16 protein-coding genes are annotated in these 14,737 nt (G+C 44.0%); 8 read left to right on the forward strand and 8 right to left on the reverse strand.

Annotation, left to right across the window (positions count from 1 at the left end):
* The first annotated feature begins 47 nt into the window (after positions 1-47).
* Positions 48-824: a DUF5694 domain-containing protein gene (locus P0M28_RS11990; RefSeq protein WP_302210143.1), complete on the forward strand. Its 777-nt coding sequence runs from the start codon at positions 48-50 to the stop codon at positions 822-824.
* 128 nt (positions 825-952) lie between these two features.
* On the opposite strand, the gene P0M28_RS11995 is transcribed toward P0M28_RS11990, so the two are convergent.
* On the reverse strand, positions 953-1,111 hold the full coding sequence (locus tag P0M28_RS11995; protein ID WP_302210144.1) for a hypothetical protein: 159 nt from the start codon (positions 1,109-1,111) through the stop codon (positions 953-955).
* Positions 1,112-1,471: 360 nt separating this feature from the next.
* Here P0M28_RS11995 and P0M28_RS12000 point away from each other — a divergent pair, with 360 nt between their 5' ends.
* Positions 1,472-2,167: an ABC transporter ATP-binding protein gene (locus tag P0M28_RS12000; protein WP_302210145.1), complete on the forward strand. Its 696-nt coding sequence runs from the start codon at positions 1,472-1,474 to the stop codon at positions 2,165-2,167.
* A gap of 1 nt (position 2,168) precedes the next feature.
* Positions 2,169-3,521: a TolC family protein gene (locus P0M28_RS12005; protein WP_302210146.1), complete on the forward strand. Its 1,353-nt coding sequence runs from the start codon at positions 2,169-2,171 to the stop codon at positions 3,519-3,521.
* Positions 3,522-3,534: 13 nt separating this feature from the next.
* Here P0M28_RS12005 and P0M28_RS12010 read toward each other — a convergent pair whose 3' ends face one another.
* Entirely contained in the window at positions 3,535-4,764 is a 1,230-nt protein-coding gene (locus P0M28_RS12010; RefSeq protein ID WP_302210147.1) for a chorismate-binding protein, read from the reverse strand.
* 13 nt (positions 4,765-4,777) lie between these two features.
* Positions 4,778-5,194, reverse strand: a complete 417-nt coding sequence (locus tag P0M28_RS12015) for a hotdog fold thioesterase (RefSeq protein WP_302210148.1) — start codon at positions 5,192-5,194, stop codon at positions 4,778-4,780.
* Between the two features lie 71 nt (positions 5,195-5,265).
* On the opposite strand from P0M28_RS12015, the gene P0M28_RS12020 reads away from it, so the two are divergent.
* The 3 genes from P0M28_RS12020 to P0M28_RS12030 all read left to right on the forward strand — a co-directional run bounded on the left by P0M28_RS12020 (position 5,266) and on the right by P0M28_RS12030 (position 7,051).
* Positions 5,266-5,925, forward strand: coding sequence for a histidine phosphatase family protein (locus P0M28_RS12020; RefSeq protein WP_302210149.1), 660 nt, complete (start codon positions 5,266-5,268; stop codon positions 5,923-5,925).
* Between the two features lie 110 nt (positions 5,926-6,035).
* On the forward strand, positions 6,036-6,428 hold the full coding sequence (locus P0M28_RS12025; RefSeq protein ID WP_302210150.1) for an arsenate reductase family protein: 393 nt from the start codon (positions 6,036-6,038) through the stop codon (positions 6,426-6,428).
* Between the two features lie 41 nt (positions 6,429-6,469).
* The gene (locus P0M28_RS12030; protein ID WP_302210151.1) at positions 6,470-7,051 is read left to right on the forward strand and encodes a Uma2 family endonuclease; all 582 of its coding nucleotides are present in this window, start codon (positions 6,470-6,472) and stop codon (positions 7,049-7,051) included.
* A gap of 26 nt (positions 7,052-7,077) precedes the next feature.
* Here the strand turns inward: P0M28_RS12030 and P0M28_RS12035 are convergent, their stop codons facing one another.
* The 4 genes from P0M28_RS12035 to P0M28_RS12050 form a co-directional block, all read right to left on the reverse strand.
* Positions 7,078-7,926: a carboxypeptidase-like regulatory domain-containing protein gene (locus P0M28_RS12035; RefSeq protein ID WP_302210152.1), complete on the reverse strand. Its 849-nt coding sequence runs from the start codon at positions 7,924-7,926 to the stop codon at positions 7,078-7,080.
* Between the two features lie 158 nt (positions 7,927-8,084).
* Positions 8,085-8,525 (reverse strand): hypothetical protein, encoded by a 441-nt coding sequence (locus P0M28_RS12040; protein ID WP_302210153.1) that lies wholly within the window; start codon positions 8,523-8,525, stop codon positions 8,085-8,087.
* Between the two features lie 105 nt (positions 8,526-8,630).
* On the reverse strand, positions 8,631-11,240 hold the full coding sequence (locus tag P0M28_RS12045; RefSeq protein ID WP_302210154.1) for an ABC transporter permease: 2,610 nt from the start codon (positions 11,238-11,240) through the stop codon (positions 8,631-8,633).
* Between the two features lie 73 nt (positions 11,241-11,313).
* Positions 11,314-11,643 carry a PadR family transcriptional regulator gene (locus P0M28_RS12050; protein ID WP_302210155.1) on the reverse strand — a complete coding sequence of 110 codons (330 nt, stop codon included), beginning with the start codon at positions 11,641-11,643 and terminating at the stop codon, positions 11,314-11,316.
* Between the two features lie 434 nt (positions 11,644-12,077).
* Between P0M28_RS12050 and P0M28_RS12055 the strand changes: the two genes are divergently transcribed.
* Positions 12,078-12,359 carry a HigA family addiction module antitoxin gene (locus P0M28_RS12055; protein WP_302210156.1) on the forward strand — a complete coding sequence of 94 codons (282 nt, stop codon included), beginning with the start codon at positions 12,078-12,080 and terminating at the stop codon, positions 12,357-12,359.
* Positions 12,360-12,374: 15 nt separating this feature from the next.
* On the opposite strand, the gene P0M28_RS12060 is transcribed toward P0M28_RS12055, so the two are convergent.
* Positions 12,375-13,217: an AraC family transcriptional regulator gene (locus P0M28_RS12060; RefSeq protein ID WP_302210157.1), complete on the reverse strand. Its 843-nt coding sequence runs from the start codon at positions 13,215-13,217 to the stop codon at positions 12,375-12,377.
* A 307-nt stretch (positions 13,218-13,524) separates the two neighbouring features.
* Here P0M28_RS12060 and P0M28_RS12065 point away from each other — a divergent pair, with 307 nt between their 5' ends.
* The gene (locus tag P0M28_RS12065) at positions 13,525-14,472 is read left to right on the forward strand and encodes a phytanoyl-CoA dioxygenase family protein (RefSeq protein WP_302210158.1); all 948 of its coding nucleotides are present in this window, start codon (positions 13,525-13,527) and stop codon (positions 14,470-14,472) included.
* The last annotated feature ends 265 nt before the right edge of the window (positions 14,473-14,737 follow it).

A 14,737-nucleotide genomic window follows, 5' to 3' on the forward strand; every position in this document is an offset into this window, starting at 1 on the left:
AGATCATTCTTCTAGTAGCTATATTGATTTTGTTTTCGTACAACTATATGGAAGCTCAGAATCAGGTACCTGTTCAGCAACCTGACAATAATAAGATTGCAGTGCTAAACTTTGGTACGTTTCATATGGGATTTACACCTGATGAAAATACGACTGAATTCGACGAGCAGAATCAAGAGAACCAGAGAAAGGTACGGAAGATAGCCAAAAATCTTGCGGAGTTTCAGCCGACCGTAATCGTGGTAGAAGTACCCCCAGATAATGAAGAGTTACAGGGCGAATACGGCCAATATGTAGATAACCCTAAGAGGGTTTTCGAGAACCCGTCAGAAATTGAATTGCTTGCTTACGAAGTTGGGCGGCTTTCGGGGGCGACCAAAATATACGGTATTGATCATAAAATGAATTACAACTACCGAGTAGCTAGAGAGATAGATAATGCAATTGATTCTACAACGGTAAGGGAGTACTACGAAAACCCCTTTTCAACAACTCCTGAAATAGACGTAGAGCTGGATAGTCTTCCGTTATTTGATAAACTCAATATGCTTAACCACGAAAAGTTCCTAGATTTCTTGATAACGATCAATGCAGATATTTTGGCCTACGCCGGAACAGAAGACGGTTTTGAAGGAGCCGATGAAGCCGCAAAATATTATCAGCGAAATCTTAGAATGTACTCTAACCTTAATCGACTTCCTCTGACTAAAGAAGATAGGGTTTTCATCCTTATGGGAGCTAGTCATACTGCGTTTTTCCGAGACTTTTTTAGTCGAAGCCCTAAGTACGAGATGGTAGATACCTTTAAGTACTTAAAAAAATAGTAGCAAAAATTGCCCTTCTAATAAAGACTACACGCGCTATCAGAACTAAATGATCTCGGGTGTGAATGCATAGTCACAAAAAAAGCAACCCATTGGCTGCTTATTCACACACTGTTCTGTTCTTTGCTTCAAGAGGCTTTCTCCAATGAGTTTTCTAACTGTTTTGCTACTTGCTTTGCTGGCTTCTCCATCGGCTTTACTGAGTACGTAGGGCACATTTGCGTATAGCAACCCGTTAGGGAAAAAATCATTGCGCCCATAGCAATTGTCAAGATTTTCTTCTTCATAACACTGTTTTTATTTCAAAAGTAACAGTATCCTTAGAATAATTCAATAACACAACAGCACGATTCATTACATAGCTGCTGAAGCAGCCATAAACTACATTATCCAGCTAATACCCGCCTGTAGCTGGTGTGTTCGTTTCCGTACACCTTCATTTCAAAAGCGGACGGTTAAAACGGGGTAAAACCGCTATTATTACGTCTAAACGCTTAATTAGGGCTTGGCATATTTGTTGGCATACCACAATTGTAGTTAGATATACACTCAATATACTACACCAACTTTTGCCACTACCTCGATGTGAGATTGGCGAAACATCTTTGATAACTACTATTAACTGACATCTTTATAATTATTATACTATGCTCAAACTTATCGATGTAGACAAATTTGTCCAGTCCCGATTCAAGAAAACGTTTATCCTCAAAGGTATTGACCTGGAAGTAGAAGAAGGCGAGTTTATGACTATTATGGGTCCCAGTGGTGCCGGAAAATCTACCTTACTCAACATCATTGGGTTACTCGATCCACCTTCAGCCGGAGAGTACTACTTGCGCGACCAACCGGTGCATAAACTACGGGAACGCCAACGCAGCGAGTTGCAAAAACACACCATTGGTTACGTATTTCAAGCCTACCACTTGATTGATGAACTAACCGTTTTTGAAAACATTGAAACACCACTGCTCTACCAAAATATGAAGGGCAAGGAACGCAAAGCCCGCGTGGCCGAACTGCTTGATCGCTTTCAGATGGTAGCTAAGAAGGACTTATTTCCTGAGCAGCTTTCGGGCGGGCAGCAGCAACTGGTAGGAGTAGCCCGCGCCATTGCGGGAAAGCCAAAACTTCTATTAGCTGATGAACCGACCGGAAACCTACACTCCGAACAAGGGCGACAGGTGATGGAGCTGTTCAAGCAGCTTAATACCGAAGGCATGACCATCATCCAAGTTACCCACTCGGAGGAATGCGCTGGCTACGGCGACCGCATTGTCAATATTGTTGATGGCGCGATTCAAAGCGATGAACAAATTCAGAAAGAAGAACAGAACGCATAATATGAAACGACTAGTATTACCACTACTTTTTCTAACCATACTCGGTAACCTTTCTGCTTGGGCGCAGGAAGATAATACGTTGACCTACGAAGAAGCCGTAAGCATCGCCCTGCGGGAGAATATTCAAATTCAGCAGCAACGTAACTTGCTAGAGGTAAACCGAGCCGAACGTGCTCAAGCTTACGCTCAGTTTGCCCCTTCTATCGGATTTGAAGCGAGTGGAACCCGGATATACGGTCGGCAATTTGATAACACTACCGGGAGATTTACAGAAGAGATTAATAATCGACTGGATCCAGGAATCGGAGCATCCTTAACGCTGTTTAACGGTTTCAGAAATATTAATCAACTCCGCCAGTCACGGAAAAGCGCTGAAGCGCAACTTAACCTAATTAACCAGACTAAACAAGATGTTACATTTGATGTCTCTCAACAGTATTTGCAAGTGCTGCTTGACCAAGAGTTGCTTCGCATACAGCAAGCTAACTTGGAGCAACAGGAAGAGTTGTTGGAGAGTACTCGCACTTTCGTAGAAAGTGGTGCTCAATTCAATATTGCAGACCTATATAATCAGGAGTCTGAAGTTAAGCGAATAGCTCTGCTGGTAGTAGAAGCCGAAAATGCACTAACGATTAGTAAAGTGCAACTAATTCGCTTACTTCAGATTGATCCTTTGGCCGAATGGGCGTTTGCTGAACCGGATATTAATCAATGGGAAATTCTTTCTAAGGATATTAATATTGAAGAGGCTTACAATCAAGCCATTGCTAACCGCAATGATATTAAGCAGCAAGAGAATGTAATTCAAGCTAATCAATACGGCATGAAAGTCGCTCGTTCAGGGTATATACCTCGACTTACCGCTAGTTACTCTATTGGATCACAATATTCTACCTTATTTGATAGCACATTTACCGACCAAATATTTGATATCAATCGAGTAAGTGTGATACGACTCAACCTAAATATTCCCATTTTTAGTAATTTAGATAACTATGTCGCAGTGCAGCGTAACAAGCAACTAATGCATAATGCGGAGTTAGGGCTTGAAGATTTAAAACGTAATACATTTGAACTGTTACAGACTGCAGTAGCTGATTACAAAGCAGCTAAACAACGAATTATTGCAGCGGAAGCTCAGGTAAAGGCTGCTGAGAAAGCCTTAGAAGCTGAGCGAGAACGGTTCCGATTAGGTGTAGGCAATGTTCTGGATCTAAATCAAGTCAATGCTGCTTATGTAGAAGCTCAGGCTACCCAAGCACAAGCTAATTACCAGCTTATATTTCAAAAAACCGCTTTAGATTACTATACTGGAAAACTACAACCGGAAAGCATTACGATGATTAATGAATAAAGACATTCATCCATTATTCATTCGTCATTATTTGCTGTATCGTTCGCATCTTCATTTCGGTTTCTTTCCACTCTCGCTCCGGTTCAGAGTCAATAGTAACCCCAGCTCCGGCGTACAAGGCAGCTCGCTGATCGAGCAGTTGCATACAACGAAGGTTGACGAACAGATGAGTTTCTTCCTGCATATTTACCGGACCTAGAAAGCCGCTAAAAAATGAACGATCATAGCCTTCGTATTGCTGAATAAAATCTAGGGCAGATGCTTTGGGCATACCGCAGACCGCTGAAGTGGGATGCAGTAGCTTAAGCATTACCGAACCCAGTTCGGGAAAATTGGTAGCTTCCATATCCACCGTAAAATCGGTGCGAAGGTGCAGTAAATTACCCGCCGCCGTAGTTTTGGGACCGTCCTCTTCAAACTCCCGCAGCCGGATTCTTTTAAAACAATTGATGATGTATCGACTGACCATTGCTTGCTCCTCAATCTCCTTTTGTCGCCAGGCAGCATTCTTTAGCGGATTTTCTCCTTGCACGGACTGAGTTCCCGCTAGCGCAACGGTTCGGAACGTTTTACGATTCTTTTTCGAGGAGATACTCACCAGTATTTCAGGTGAAGCTCCCATCCAGGTTCCTACTCCCGGAATGGAAAACAAGGAGACGAAAGCAGTGGGGTAAGTATCGCAAAGCTGCTGAAAGGTGCGGGCTGCATCAAAATTATCCGGCAAAGGAACTAGCTTGGAGCGGGATGGTACTACTTTCTTAAAATCACCTCGTTCAATGGCTTCAACTGCCTCCGCCACCATGTTATTAAACGTAGTTGCTTCTAAACTAGAAAATGAAGCGTCTAAAGGAACCGTATGGACTTGAGCCGACTGCTGTTTTTTTAACTGCTGATGCAAGAAGGTGTGAACTTCAGTCGCCTGATTTGAACCACAAACTGCTTCACACTCCGATTTCCCTGATCGATAATAAATATCCGCCCGGATGTAGGGTGACTTCTCCTCGGGATTTATAAACGGGCTAGCAATAAAACCCGGGGTAAGTTCTTCCAGTTGCCACTCGGTTAGAGAGGCTTCTCCCGAAGTGTCTAAAATTACGTGTTGCGCCCGCTGATTGGGTAACCGCCAAGCAGCAACTGATAATTGACGATAAAATGATGTATTCAAAAAAGCCCGCAAGACATCATCAAATGCATACCCCGACCAGTCAACCTCCTGCGACGCTATAGCTTCTAATTCCTTCATGATTTTCCTTACTTCACTTCTCAACCACCGCCACGGTTAGGCGGCTAATGCAGACTAATTGCTGCTTCTCATTTACAATACGAATTTCCCACACGTGGGTTCGCCGACCAATATGTAAGGCTTTAGCCGTTCCGTACACATAACCCTGCATCACTCCCTTCAGATGATTGGCATTGATATCTAACCCCACGCAATAGAACTTTTCAGTATCCACGCATAAATGAGAAGCTACACTGCCTACCGTTTCGGCTAGCACTACCGAAGCCCCGCCGTGCAGAAGCCCCATTGGCTGGTGGGTACGGTAGTCAACCGGCATCCGGGCGGTTAGCCCATCAGTATGAATTTCAGTGAATTCGATACCCAAATGTTCGGTCATATTGCCTTTTCCCATCGCGTTGATGCTGTCAATAGAAATATCGGGGCTAATCATGGGCTGCGCTTTGTACAGTATAACTTTTTTAGTTCCTTACCGCTTTAACTGGTAAACTGGGTGAAAAAGTTATGGATAAAGTTATTTATTTGATCCGGCACGGGCAAACGGAATACAACCGAAAAGGAGTAGTGCAAGGTAGCGGAATTGATGCACCGCTTAATGAGGTAGGCCAATTGCAAGCGGAGGCTTTCTATAAAATGTATCGTGACGTTCCGTTCGATCACGTGTACACATCCACCCTCCAGCGTAGTGTGCAATCCGTAAAAGGTTTTCTGGAGGATGAATTACCAACCACGCCGCTAGCCGGATTGAATGAAATCAACTGGGGGGTGAAAGAAGGAAAAGTACCTACCACCGAAGAACATTCGTATTACAACAAGATCATCAGTGGCTGGCGCGAAGGGAAACTCGATGTAGCCATCGAGGGCGGGGAAAGCCCGCTGATGGTGCAGGAGCGGCAGAAGCCAGCATTAGAACATATTTTATCCTATCCTAAGCAAAAACAGGTGCTGATTTGTATGCACGGTCGGGCTATGCGAATCTTTCTTTGTCTGATGATGAACCGCGACCTGAGAGAAATGGATCAGTTTGCCCACACCAATTTGGGACTTTACCTATTGCACTACTATGCTGATGATAAACGGTTTGAAATTATCAAGGAAAACGATCAAGCCCACCTTCTGGATGTTCCGCCACTTACCCAAGAAGATGCATCTGAGCCGAAGTGATCTAACCTTTTTGAACCAAAGCAGTTTCTAAGTTCTAAGGTTGCAAGTTTCAGGTTAATACTAAACGTGTAACCTGCCAAACTTGTAACTAACAAAACTATTTTTTAATCATGGAATGGAATCCGAAAGAAATCGAGCTTATCTACAATTTTAATAATCAAGGTGACCGAGAGGCTCTCGCTTATGCCAAGCAAATTGCCCAGCATGTAAACGAAACTGATATTTCTAAAACTCCGCTTACCGAACGGCAGATGGCGCAGTTACTAGATAATCTGAGTTTAGGAGTCGATGATGTTATTGACCGCCGGGCGGATATTTACCAAGAAAAATACGATGATGCAGAAATGTCGAAAGAAGATTGGCTGGAAGTACTAAAGCATAATCCTGAACTAATGCGTACCCCGATCGGAATTCTAGGCAACCGAGCTATTATCTGCGAAACTCCCAACGATCTGCTCAAGCTAGACGATGGGCAGGGCTTCGACCAGAACATGAAGACGTAGTTTAGTCGTGATTCATCTAGAAAATCCGTAATTTCCTCATCATGGAAAGATACGAAATCAAGTTACCACCGACTCTTTCGCTCACCGAGGATGAATTCTTCGCGCTCTGCCAAGAAAACCGCGACCTGCGTTTTGAGAGAAATGCTAACGGAGAAATTATTATTATGGCCCCTACCGGAGGAATCACTGGCGATAAGAATGGCGAATTAGTTGCTGATTTGAAATTATGGAATCGCCATACGCAACTGGGAAAAGTATTTGACTCCTCTACGGGCTTTATCTTACCTAATGGAGCGACTCGCTCGCCGGATGCTTCTTGGTTGGAAAGGTCGCGCTGGGAGGCTTTAACTGAAGAGCAACAGGCTACGTTTGTGCCACTATGCCCTGATTTTGTGGCTGAACTGATGTCTCCTTCCGATATACTAAAGACTACGCAAGCAAAAATACAAGAGTGGATGGACAATGGCTGTCGCTTAGGTTGGTTGTTTTATCCGCCAGAAGAACAAACCTTCGTCTACCGCACTGGACAAGCCAAACCAGAGACAGTCATTGGCTACGACCGAACATTATCGGGCGAAGAGGTGCTACCCAACTTTGCGTTTGACTTGCAGTGGTTAAAGTAGCATCGCTGAAAGGTCATCTGGTGAGGCTACTCCGCTAAATGGCCTTCTGCCGTTAGGTAAAGTGTAATCGGAATACCCTCTTTTTTCCAAGGAGCTAAACTGGAGGCTCGAGTGTAAGCTTCTCCGCGATCGTAGCCTTTACCGTGGGTGAAAAATAGCGCGTTATTGCCAGTGTCGCTCCGCCAAAGCTGTATCACCTCAAAGGTCACGATAATATCTTGGTCAACAATCAATTGTCTCGAGGTAACATCCCTGGTGATCCATTTATCGCGTTTGTAACTTTTAATGAATAACTCCTGCTGAAGCAAGGAAGTATCGGGTAAATCATTTTTTACATCGTAAACATTAATGCGAAACAGCACACTATCCATCGTATTGAAGCGGGTATGAAAGTTGATGTCAGTCACTCGGTAGGTTTGTCCGTCGTTAAAAATCCGCACACCCCATTCCCCACCCCAACCGAAGTTTTGCAAACCGCTCTGCCCCGAAGTGGTTTTCGTTGGCTGATAGCGTCCTAATTTTATGGGATCACTCAAACGAGAGTCTTCTACCACTACTTCCCGCAGGGTGAATGCTCTAGGGGATAAGTATACTTTCAGTGGCGCTGATCTCCAACTGGACTGAGGAATATGCTGAGTATGGTAGCCAACACTGGAAAACGTTAGTTCGTCCTGCGAACCAGCTTCGCTCAGATCAATTTTGAACGTTCCATCATCCCGGGAAATTACTCCCATATTTTTGTCTAACACACCGATGTGTACATAAGCTAAGGGCTGCTGCGTGGCTGAATCCAATACTACTCCGCTGACGACCTGACTGAAAGCTGTGTTGGCAAAGAGTGAAACAAATAGAAAAGCAGTTACGATTACTTTCATTGTAGCATTTTTAACGTCATTCCGAGTGAGTGATAGCGAGCGAAGGAATCTCCTCCAGTTAAGTGCTCTGCTGCTTATGAAGAAGATTCCTTTCCTTCACTACCGTTCGTAATGACGGTATTTGAAGTTACTTGCAATGCTTCAGAAGCTGATAGATACTAGCGAGCATTTTTAATCTTCTTCGGATCAGTTTTCCACTTTAGGTTGTATTCGCCCGTAGCCTGTTCTAAACCGATAGTTATTAGATAGTCCGATTTCTCGGGCAACTGAATGATGCAGTTATTTGCCTTTGCGGTTGTTCCTTTATCAAACTTCTTTTTCCATACAACTTCGCCATCTCGTTCTATTAAAATAGTGGCTTTACCTACTGTGGTCTTGATAGAATATGAAAGAATAAGCGGAGATGCACTTTCGGTCGATATTTCTTTAGAAATGTCTCCGCTCGCAATCTTATAAGAGGCTTTCAAGGAATTTCCGAATAGTGTCTTCTTCTGATGATAGTGCTCGGCTTCTAAACCATCGTAGATAATTTCATTATCTGAGGTAAAAATGAAAGACGAGAAAATCAGCAACACGATGATGAATGATAAAGCTTTCATAATTCTTAAACATAATATTTGATGACTAATGATGAATGACCGATGAGTAATGATTCTCTAACCGTCTATTAATCACTATTCGTTTGTCATTACTCATTAAAAATTTTACTCATCCCGCAGCGAGTTTACCGGATTAACCGAAGCCGCTCGGAAGGCTTGTAAGCTGACACTAATACCAGCAATCACGAAGGCGATTATCCCGGCAATAAGGAAAACATCGGCTCCCAGACTGATGCGATAGGCAAAGTCTTGTAAGAACTGATTGGCTCCGTAGTACACCAACGGGCAGGCCACTACAAAAGCAATCGCGACTAACCCCGCAAAATTTCGGGAAAGCAGCACAATGATTTGAGTGACAGACGCGCCCATTACTTTTCGTACTCCTACTTCCTTACGTCGTTGGCGGGTAGCAAAGGCAGCCAAACCTAACAGCCCTAGCGAAGCTAATACCACCGCAATTCCGGCAAAGACGGAAGCAGTCAAGCCCAACCTTTCTTGTGCTCGGTACATCTTGTCAAATTCTTCGTCTAGAAAATAGTAGCTGAAAGGTTCAAAGGGGTCAAGTGACTGATAGGCTGACTCCAGTACTGCCAACCCTTCTGCGGTGCGACCCGGCTGTAAGCGAACGGCAATTTCTCCGTAGTAATATTCATCACCGGGATAATAGTAATGGAGCATGGGCTGAATACGATCTTGCAGCGACTGATAGTGATAATCTTTCACCAAGCCCACTACGGGAAGGTGTTCACCATCGCTATTCACTAGATACTTATCTTGTACATCTTGCCACCCCAATGCTTTGGCGGCAGTTTCATTGATAATTACGGCATTGCTATCGGAAGGAAGGTTGGCGGAGAAAGGGCGACCCGCTACTAAATTCATACCCAATGTTTCAAAGTACTCATTACCTACTATCACCCAGCGCAGTTCGGTCGATTCTTCATTAGGCAATTCGCTGTCGCGGAAATCAGTCGAATAGTAATTATAACGTCCGGGCATTTTCTCCGCGAAGGTGATAGCCGTTACTACGCTTTCACTCTTTAAGCGATCAACCATCGTTTTTATCGCCGACTTAGCCTGCCCTTCGCTTTTGAAGCTGTAGTTATCATACCTTAGTGAGAAGGCCACTACATTCTCTTCATCAAACTGTAAATCCTGAGACTTCATAAACTGAACCTGTCGCCAGATAATGAGCGTCCCAGCGATCAGCAGGATGGAAGCAACGTACTGCACTACAATTAATCCTCGTTGAAATATCCGCCCCGAAGTCCGAAACTTATTTTGCCCTCGGAGGGAAGTAATTGGTGATAGCCGAGAAACGAAAGCTGCTGGATAAGCCCCAGCGAGTAAACCGGTGATAAGCCCGATAGCCAGTAGTGTGCCTAACAACGGTAAATTCTGCCAGTAGCGAAACGTCAAAGACAGATCGAAGTACTGGTTGAATCGGGGCAAAACCAAGTGTACTAGTAGCATTCCTACCACCAAAGCAAACAAACAGGTTACTACTGATTCCATAAGAAATTGAGCGATCAACTGACTACGCAGGGAACCGATCGCTTTTCTCAGCCCAATCTCCCGCGTCCGCAGCAACGACTGGGCGGTAGCTAGATTGGTGAAGTTAACACTGGCAATAAGTAGCGTGATAGCCGCAATAATGCTGAGTAGCACAATGATTGGGGTATTTTTAGTATCAAACGCTCTTAGTTTGGCGAGTGGACGCAGATACAACTGTAAGTTAGCAGCTCTTTCACCCACGTAATGACGATTTTTGAATGCCAGCAGCTTGTCTGATAACTCCGTCGTATTAGCCCGATTATTTAGCTTGACGAAGGATGTCATGAAAGTACCTTCCCAACCAGCTTCCTTCGTCACCCAATCAGGCGCGTTATTCCAAGGTAATAATACCTCAAATTGTAAGGACGAATTATCTGGAAGGTTCTTCAATACTGCACCAACTACAAATCGCTGCTCATTATTGATTACTTCTAACGTTTTACCAATTGGATCAGCGTTTCCGAACAGTTCCTCAGCTATCGTCCGGGTTAAGGCGATATAGTTCTCCGTTTTTAACGTGCTTCGTAAATCGCCTGCTACGGTCTCAAAAGTGAACACGTCTACAAACCCTGAGTCTACAAAATGTACTAGCGGGTTTACCACATTATCTTGATAGCGCAACCGAACGTAGTCTGGAGCAAAGTAGCGGGTACCACTGACTACTTCAGGAATTTCTTCCAGCAACGTAGGAACAACTGGAACTGGAGTGGCATCGTAAGTATCCAACTTACCGTTCTCATTCTCTTGCTGCCCCAACCGATACACTTGCTCGTGCTCGGCATGGAAAGTATCGAAGGATTGCTCGTAGCGAACAATTAGAAATAAGACGATAGAAGCAGCAATACCTACGGCCAAACCAAAAATATTGAGCAAGGCGTAGCTTTTATACTTCCATAAGTTGCGAAGGCTGACTTTCAGATAGTTGCGGAACATAGCGGGATGGATTAAGGTAGAATAGGTATGAACTGGTCGGATAATTGATGGGCGAAACAGTAGCAATACATCACGAATGTACTTCCACCGCGCTTCTCGAGTACCATCTTGCTGCACTCGCTCGTCGTACAGCTCGACCAGATCACCCGCCAAATCTTCGTAATAGGATGGGTGACAGAACCAGCGAAAAAAGTGTTGAGCCCAGTGCGGGGGAGATTGCTTGTCCATAGTTTAGGTTTCAGGGGTTAAGGCTTGGGTTTTAGGAATTAGGTATCACGAACCCCCAAAACCCAAGCCCTATTCAAAAGTCGAAAGCAATTTTTGGAATAGACTGCCATAGTTGTAGGCGAGCGTCCCGCACCTCAGTTAAGGCTTGCTTACCGTAAGGAGTTACTGTGAAAAATCGCTTGCGCTTTCCTCCTCGTACCTTCGTTGCTTCACCTAAGCGAGATTTTAGAAATCCTTTGGTTTCCATTCGTCGCAAGGCCGACTGCAATGCTCCTACGCTTACTGAACGGTCTAGCCGTTCCTCAATTTCTCGTTTAATTGCCACTCCGTAGGCTTCATCGTACAGCACTGCTACGGTTAGTAGTACAATTTCTTCAAATTCACCTAACTGAATTTTTGCCATCGCATTAGTATATTTCCTAAATGTAGTTTTTATAAATCATAAATCCTAATGACGATTCTCAAGTACTTCAATCTATGAGAAGACTATACTGTACTTTAAAACGTCCGCTTGACGTATTGCGTATTATTCAATATATTTATAAATGATTAAAGGGTATCGGAACAAGAAGACCAAAGACTTCGCTAATGGTGAATTTGTCCGACAGTTTGAACCTTCTAGACGCCAAGCAGAAAGGCAACTCAGGATTTTAGAAGCAGCTATCACCCTTCGTGATCTAGCACAATTGCCAAGTAATAGACTGAGGCATTACGAGGTGATCGGCAAGGGCAATATAGCGTTCGGATCAATCAACAATGGCGTGTTTTAAGTGGCCGAATGATTCCGATGGTCCGGATAATGTAGAGAGCGTAGATTACCACTAAAAGACATTAACAATGAGTAGAACCCCCATCCATCCGGGAGAAATTCTTGCCAACGAATTAGAAGAGTTAGCACTTTCGGCTGCTGCATTAGCCCGCACAATTGATGTCCCGGCTAATCGTATTACTCAGATTTTAGCTGGTAAGCGAGCAATCACTGCTGATACTGCTCTCCGGCTAGGACAATATTTTGGAATGAGTGCCGACTTTTGGATGAACCTGCAAAAGATATATGAATTAGATTTAGCTCGTCAAGAAGTGGGTGACCGTATAGCTCTTATTCCACAGCGCACTTAACACTAAAACTCCATACTATATTCTATATTGTTTCCGAAAATCCGAGGCATTCATTCCCACTATTTTTTTGAAGAGCTTACTAAAGTACGATAAACTCTCGAGGCCTACGTCGTAGGCAACTTCCGATACGCTTTTACCCTGAAGCAGTAACGTCTTAGATTGAGTTATCCGGTACTGGTTCACAAAGTCAGTGAAGGTCATATTAGTCTGCTTTTTAAAGTAACGACAAAAAGCAGCCGTGCTCAGATGAACCTGCTCAGCAATCTCATTTACATCGGGATGCTCATTGTAATTCTGATGAATGTAATTGTAGACCGCCGTCATCCGAATTTTGTCGTTCATAAACAGCTTCACGCTGGTGTCCCGATCATTAAGTTCAACTACCTCTTCGGATTTCGCTAGGGTTTGAAACACTTTCAGTAGTTGCAGAAGCTGATCAAAGCGGTTGAGTTCGCGCATATACCGGAGTTGTTCGGCTACTTCTATTTTGGTTTCACCACCAAACGATAATCCTCGATACGATCGATCAAGCAATTGGCGAATTCGATTAAACTCGGGAGTCTGCTGAAAGGCATCACCCAGAAATGGTTTTCTCAGTTGTACCACAATCTGCTTGTAATCAGTTTTTAATCCGTAATCAAAATTGAGGTGTGGGATGTTGGATCCAATGAACACCAGATCACTACCCACGTAGCTAGAAACGTGCTGGCCCACGTGGCGAATGCCTGTAGCGGCTTCTACGTATACCAGTTCATATTCCGGATGATAGTGCCAAAAAAAGTGATTTCGCAGTCGCGGCTCAAACAGTTTGAATGACTGATTGCCATCAGGTAACACAACCTCTTTCTGAATTTTCATTACATAAATTTCCTGTCAAGGTATATTTTTGGATAGAATTTACCGAAAAATGTCAATACAGAGCAAATAGTTATCAATTGGGATAAAAATAGGGAAGAAGCACTAAAGTATCTTTGTAAAGAAAAAGGTGTTATCGTGCGAAGTGCTTTAGTGTTATGACCTAAATATTCGTTTTACCCCTTATCATATACATTAACACAGTAACACCAAGAACTATAACACCCAAACACAATAATACTAGACCCCGGCAGTCGCCACTGCGGAATAAATCCGGGGATAACATCGTAATACTCTAACTCTCAAAATTATGATTGAAACCACCAACGCCCATAAAGATATTCCGGGTAATCCATCTACGGCTATTAGTAGCCAGACCAAACTGAACGACCGCAGCAACGGTCAGCCGTTACAAGTGCTTAGCGAGGAAGATTGGCATTTCTGGATAGAAAACGGCTACGTTGTAATCAAAAATGCCATTCCTCAAGAACAGGTAAACCGATTGGCGAACTTCCTCTGGGAGTTTGAAGAAAAAGACCCGAACGACCCTGAAACCTGGTACGCCCCACCCCGAGCCGAGATGAAGATGAAGGAGTTGGCTAATACGGGTATGGTAGAAGTCTACAATCATCAGTATTTATGGGATAATCGGCAGTACCCAAAAGTATACGAGGCATTCGCTGATATTTGGGGAACCGAAAAGCTATGGGTCACTATTGACCGAGCTAATTTGAACTTTCCCAACCGTCCCGGTTTTGAAACCAAAGGATTTATCCACTGGGACTACGATCCTGAAACTAAGCCTCAGAATGTGCAGGGAGTACTGGCTCTTGCTGACCAAACTGATGAGAATATGGGTGGTTTTCAGTGTGTGCCTGAACTATACCGCACTTACGATACCTGGAAGTTGACTCAACCCGCCGACCGAGATCATTTTAAACCCGATGTCAGTGGTTTTGAGATTGAAAAAGTACCACTCCAAGCGGGTGACTTGCTCATCTTTAATAGCACTCAACCTCACGGTATTCGCCCGAATAATAGTAAGGATAAAGTACGGATTGCCCAGTATATTTCTATGATGCCCGCCGAAGAAGATAACGAAGAGCGGCGGCAGTGGCGCATCTCTTCCTGGAAGGAGCGCCGCGCTCCCGAAGGCTACGCTTTTCCTGGTGACCCTCGATGTTGGGAGCAGAAAAAGTACAATACCGCTGAATTAACGCCCCTCGGCAGAAAGCTGCTCGGCTTGGATCGATGGTAAATAAGAATAGCGGATAACATTAGGAGTTAAAGTCTGGCTTAAGCATCTGACTTAATCCTCTAGCCCCCTTTGCATTCTCCCCCCCTTTTTTAACTAAGTGGACAAAAGTTTTTCGTAATCTCCCCGGATGAGCTTTGCGTCCGCCACCCAATGAATTCTGGGGTTTCCCTTATTCTAATACCAAAAGTTTACCTTTGTTAGTACCAATGCTAAAGTAAATAAAGCTTCGTTACTTTATTTTGCCCGCGTTCCCATGGCTACCACC

It is taken from the genome of Tunicatimonas pelagia, assembly GCF_030506325.1.
Lineage (GTDB): Bacteria > Bacteroidota > Bacteroidia > Cytophagales > Cyclobacteriaceae > Tunicatimonas > Tunicatimonas pelagia.

What these genes read in the sequence shown, in the direction of transcription:
- P0M28_RS11990 (WP_302210143.1), top strand. Translation starts at nt 48, where the DNA reads ATGGAAGCTCAGAATCAGGTACCTGTTCAGCAACCTGACAATAATAAG.
- P0M28_RS11995 (WP_302210144.1), bottom strand. Translation starts at nt 1,111, where the DNA reads ATGAAGAAGAAAATCTTGACAATTGCTATGGGCGCAATGATTTTTTCC.
- P0M28_RS12000 (WP_302210145.1), top strand. Translation starts at nt 1,472, where the DNA reads ATGCTCAAACTTATCGATGTAGACAAATTTGTCCAGTCCCGATTCAAG.
- P0M28_RS12005 (WP_302210146.1), top strand. Translation starts at nt 2,169, where the DNA reads ATGAAACGACTAGTATTACCACTACTTTTTCTAACCATACTCGGTAAC.
- P0M28_RS12010 (WP_302210147.1), bottom strand. Translation starts at nt 4,764, where the DNA reads ATGAAGGAATTAGAAGCTATAGCGTCGCAGGAGGTTGACTGGTCGGGG.
- P0M28_RS12015 (WP_302210148.1), bottom strand. Translation starts at nt 5,194, where the DNA reads ATGATTAGCCCCGATATTTCTATTGACAGCATCAACGCGATGGGAAAA.
- P0M28_RS12020 (WP_302210149.1), top strand. Translation starts at nt 5,266, where the DNA reads ATGGATAAAGTTATTTATTTGATCCGGCACGGGCAAACGGAATACAAC.
- P0M28_RS12025 (WP_302210150.1), top strand. Translation starts at nt 6,036, where the DNA reads ATGGAATGGAATCCGAAAGAAATCGAGCTTATCTACAATTTTAATAAT.
- P0M28_RS12030 (WP_302210151.1), top strand. Translation starts at nt 6,470, where the DNA reads ATGGAAAGATACGAAATCAAGTTACCACCGACTCTTTCGCTCACCGAG.
- P0M28_RS12035 (WP_302210152.1), bottom strand. Translation starts at nt 7,926, where the DNA reads ATGAAAGTAATCGTAACTGCTTTTCTATTTGTTTCACTCTTTGCCAAC.
- P0M28_RS12040 (WP_302210153.1), bottom strand. Translation starts at nt 8,525, where the DNA reads ATGAAAGCTTTATCATTCATCATCGTGTTGCTGATTTTCTCGTCTTTC.
- P0M28_RS12045 (WP_302210154.1), bottom strand. Translation starts at nt 11,240, where the DNA reads ATGGACAAGCAATCTCCCCCGCACTGGGCTCAACACTTTTTTCGCTGG.
- P0M28_RS12050 (WP_302210155.1), bottom strand. Translation starts at nt 11,643, where the DNA reads ATGGCAAAAATTCAGTTAGGTGAATTTGAAGAAATTGTACTACTAACC.
- P0M28_RS12055 (WP_302210156.1), top strand. Translation starts at nt 12,078, where the DNA reads ATGAGTAGAACCCCCATCCATCCGGGAGAAATTCTTGCCAACGAATTA.
- P0M28_RS12060 (WP_302210157.1), bottom strand. Translation starts at nt 13,217, where the DNA reads ATGAAAATTCAGAAAGAGGTTGTGTTACCTGATGGCAATCAGTCATTC.
- P0M28_RS12065 (WP_302210158.1), top strand. Translation starts at nt 13,525, where the DNA reads ATGATTGAAACCACCAACGCCCATAAAGATATTCCGGGTAATCCATCT.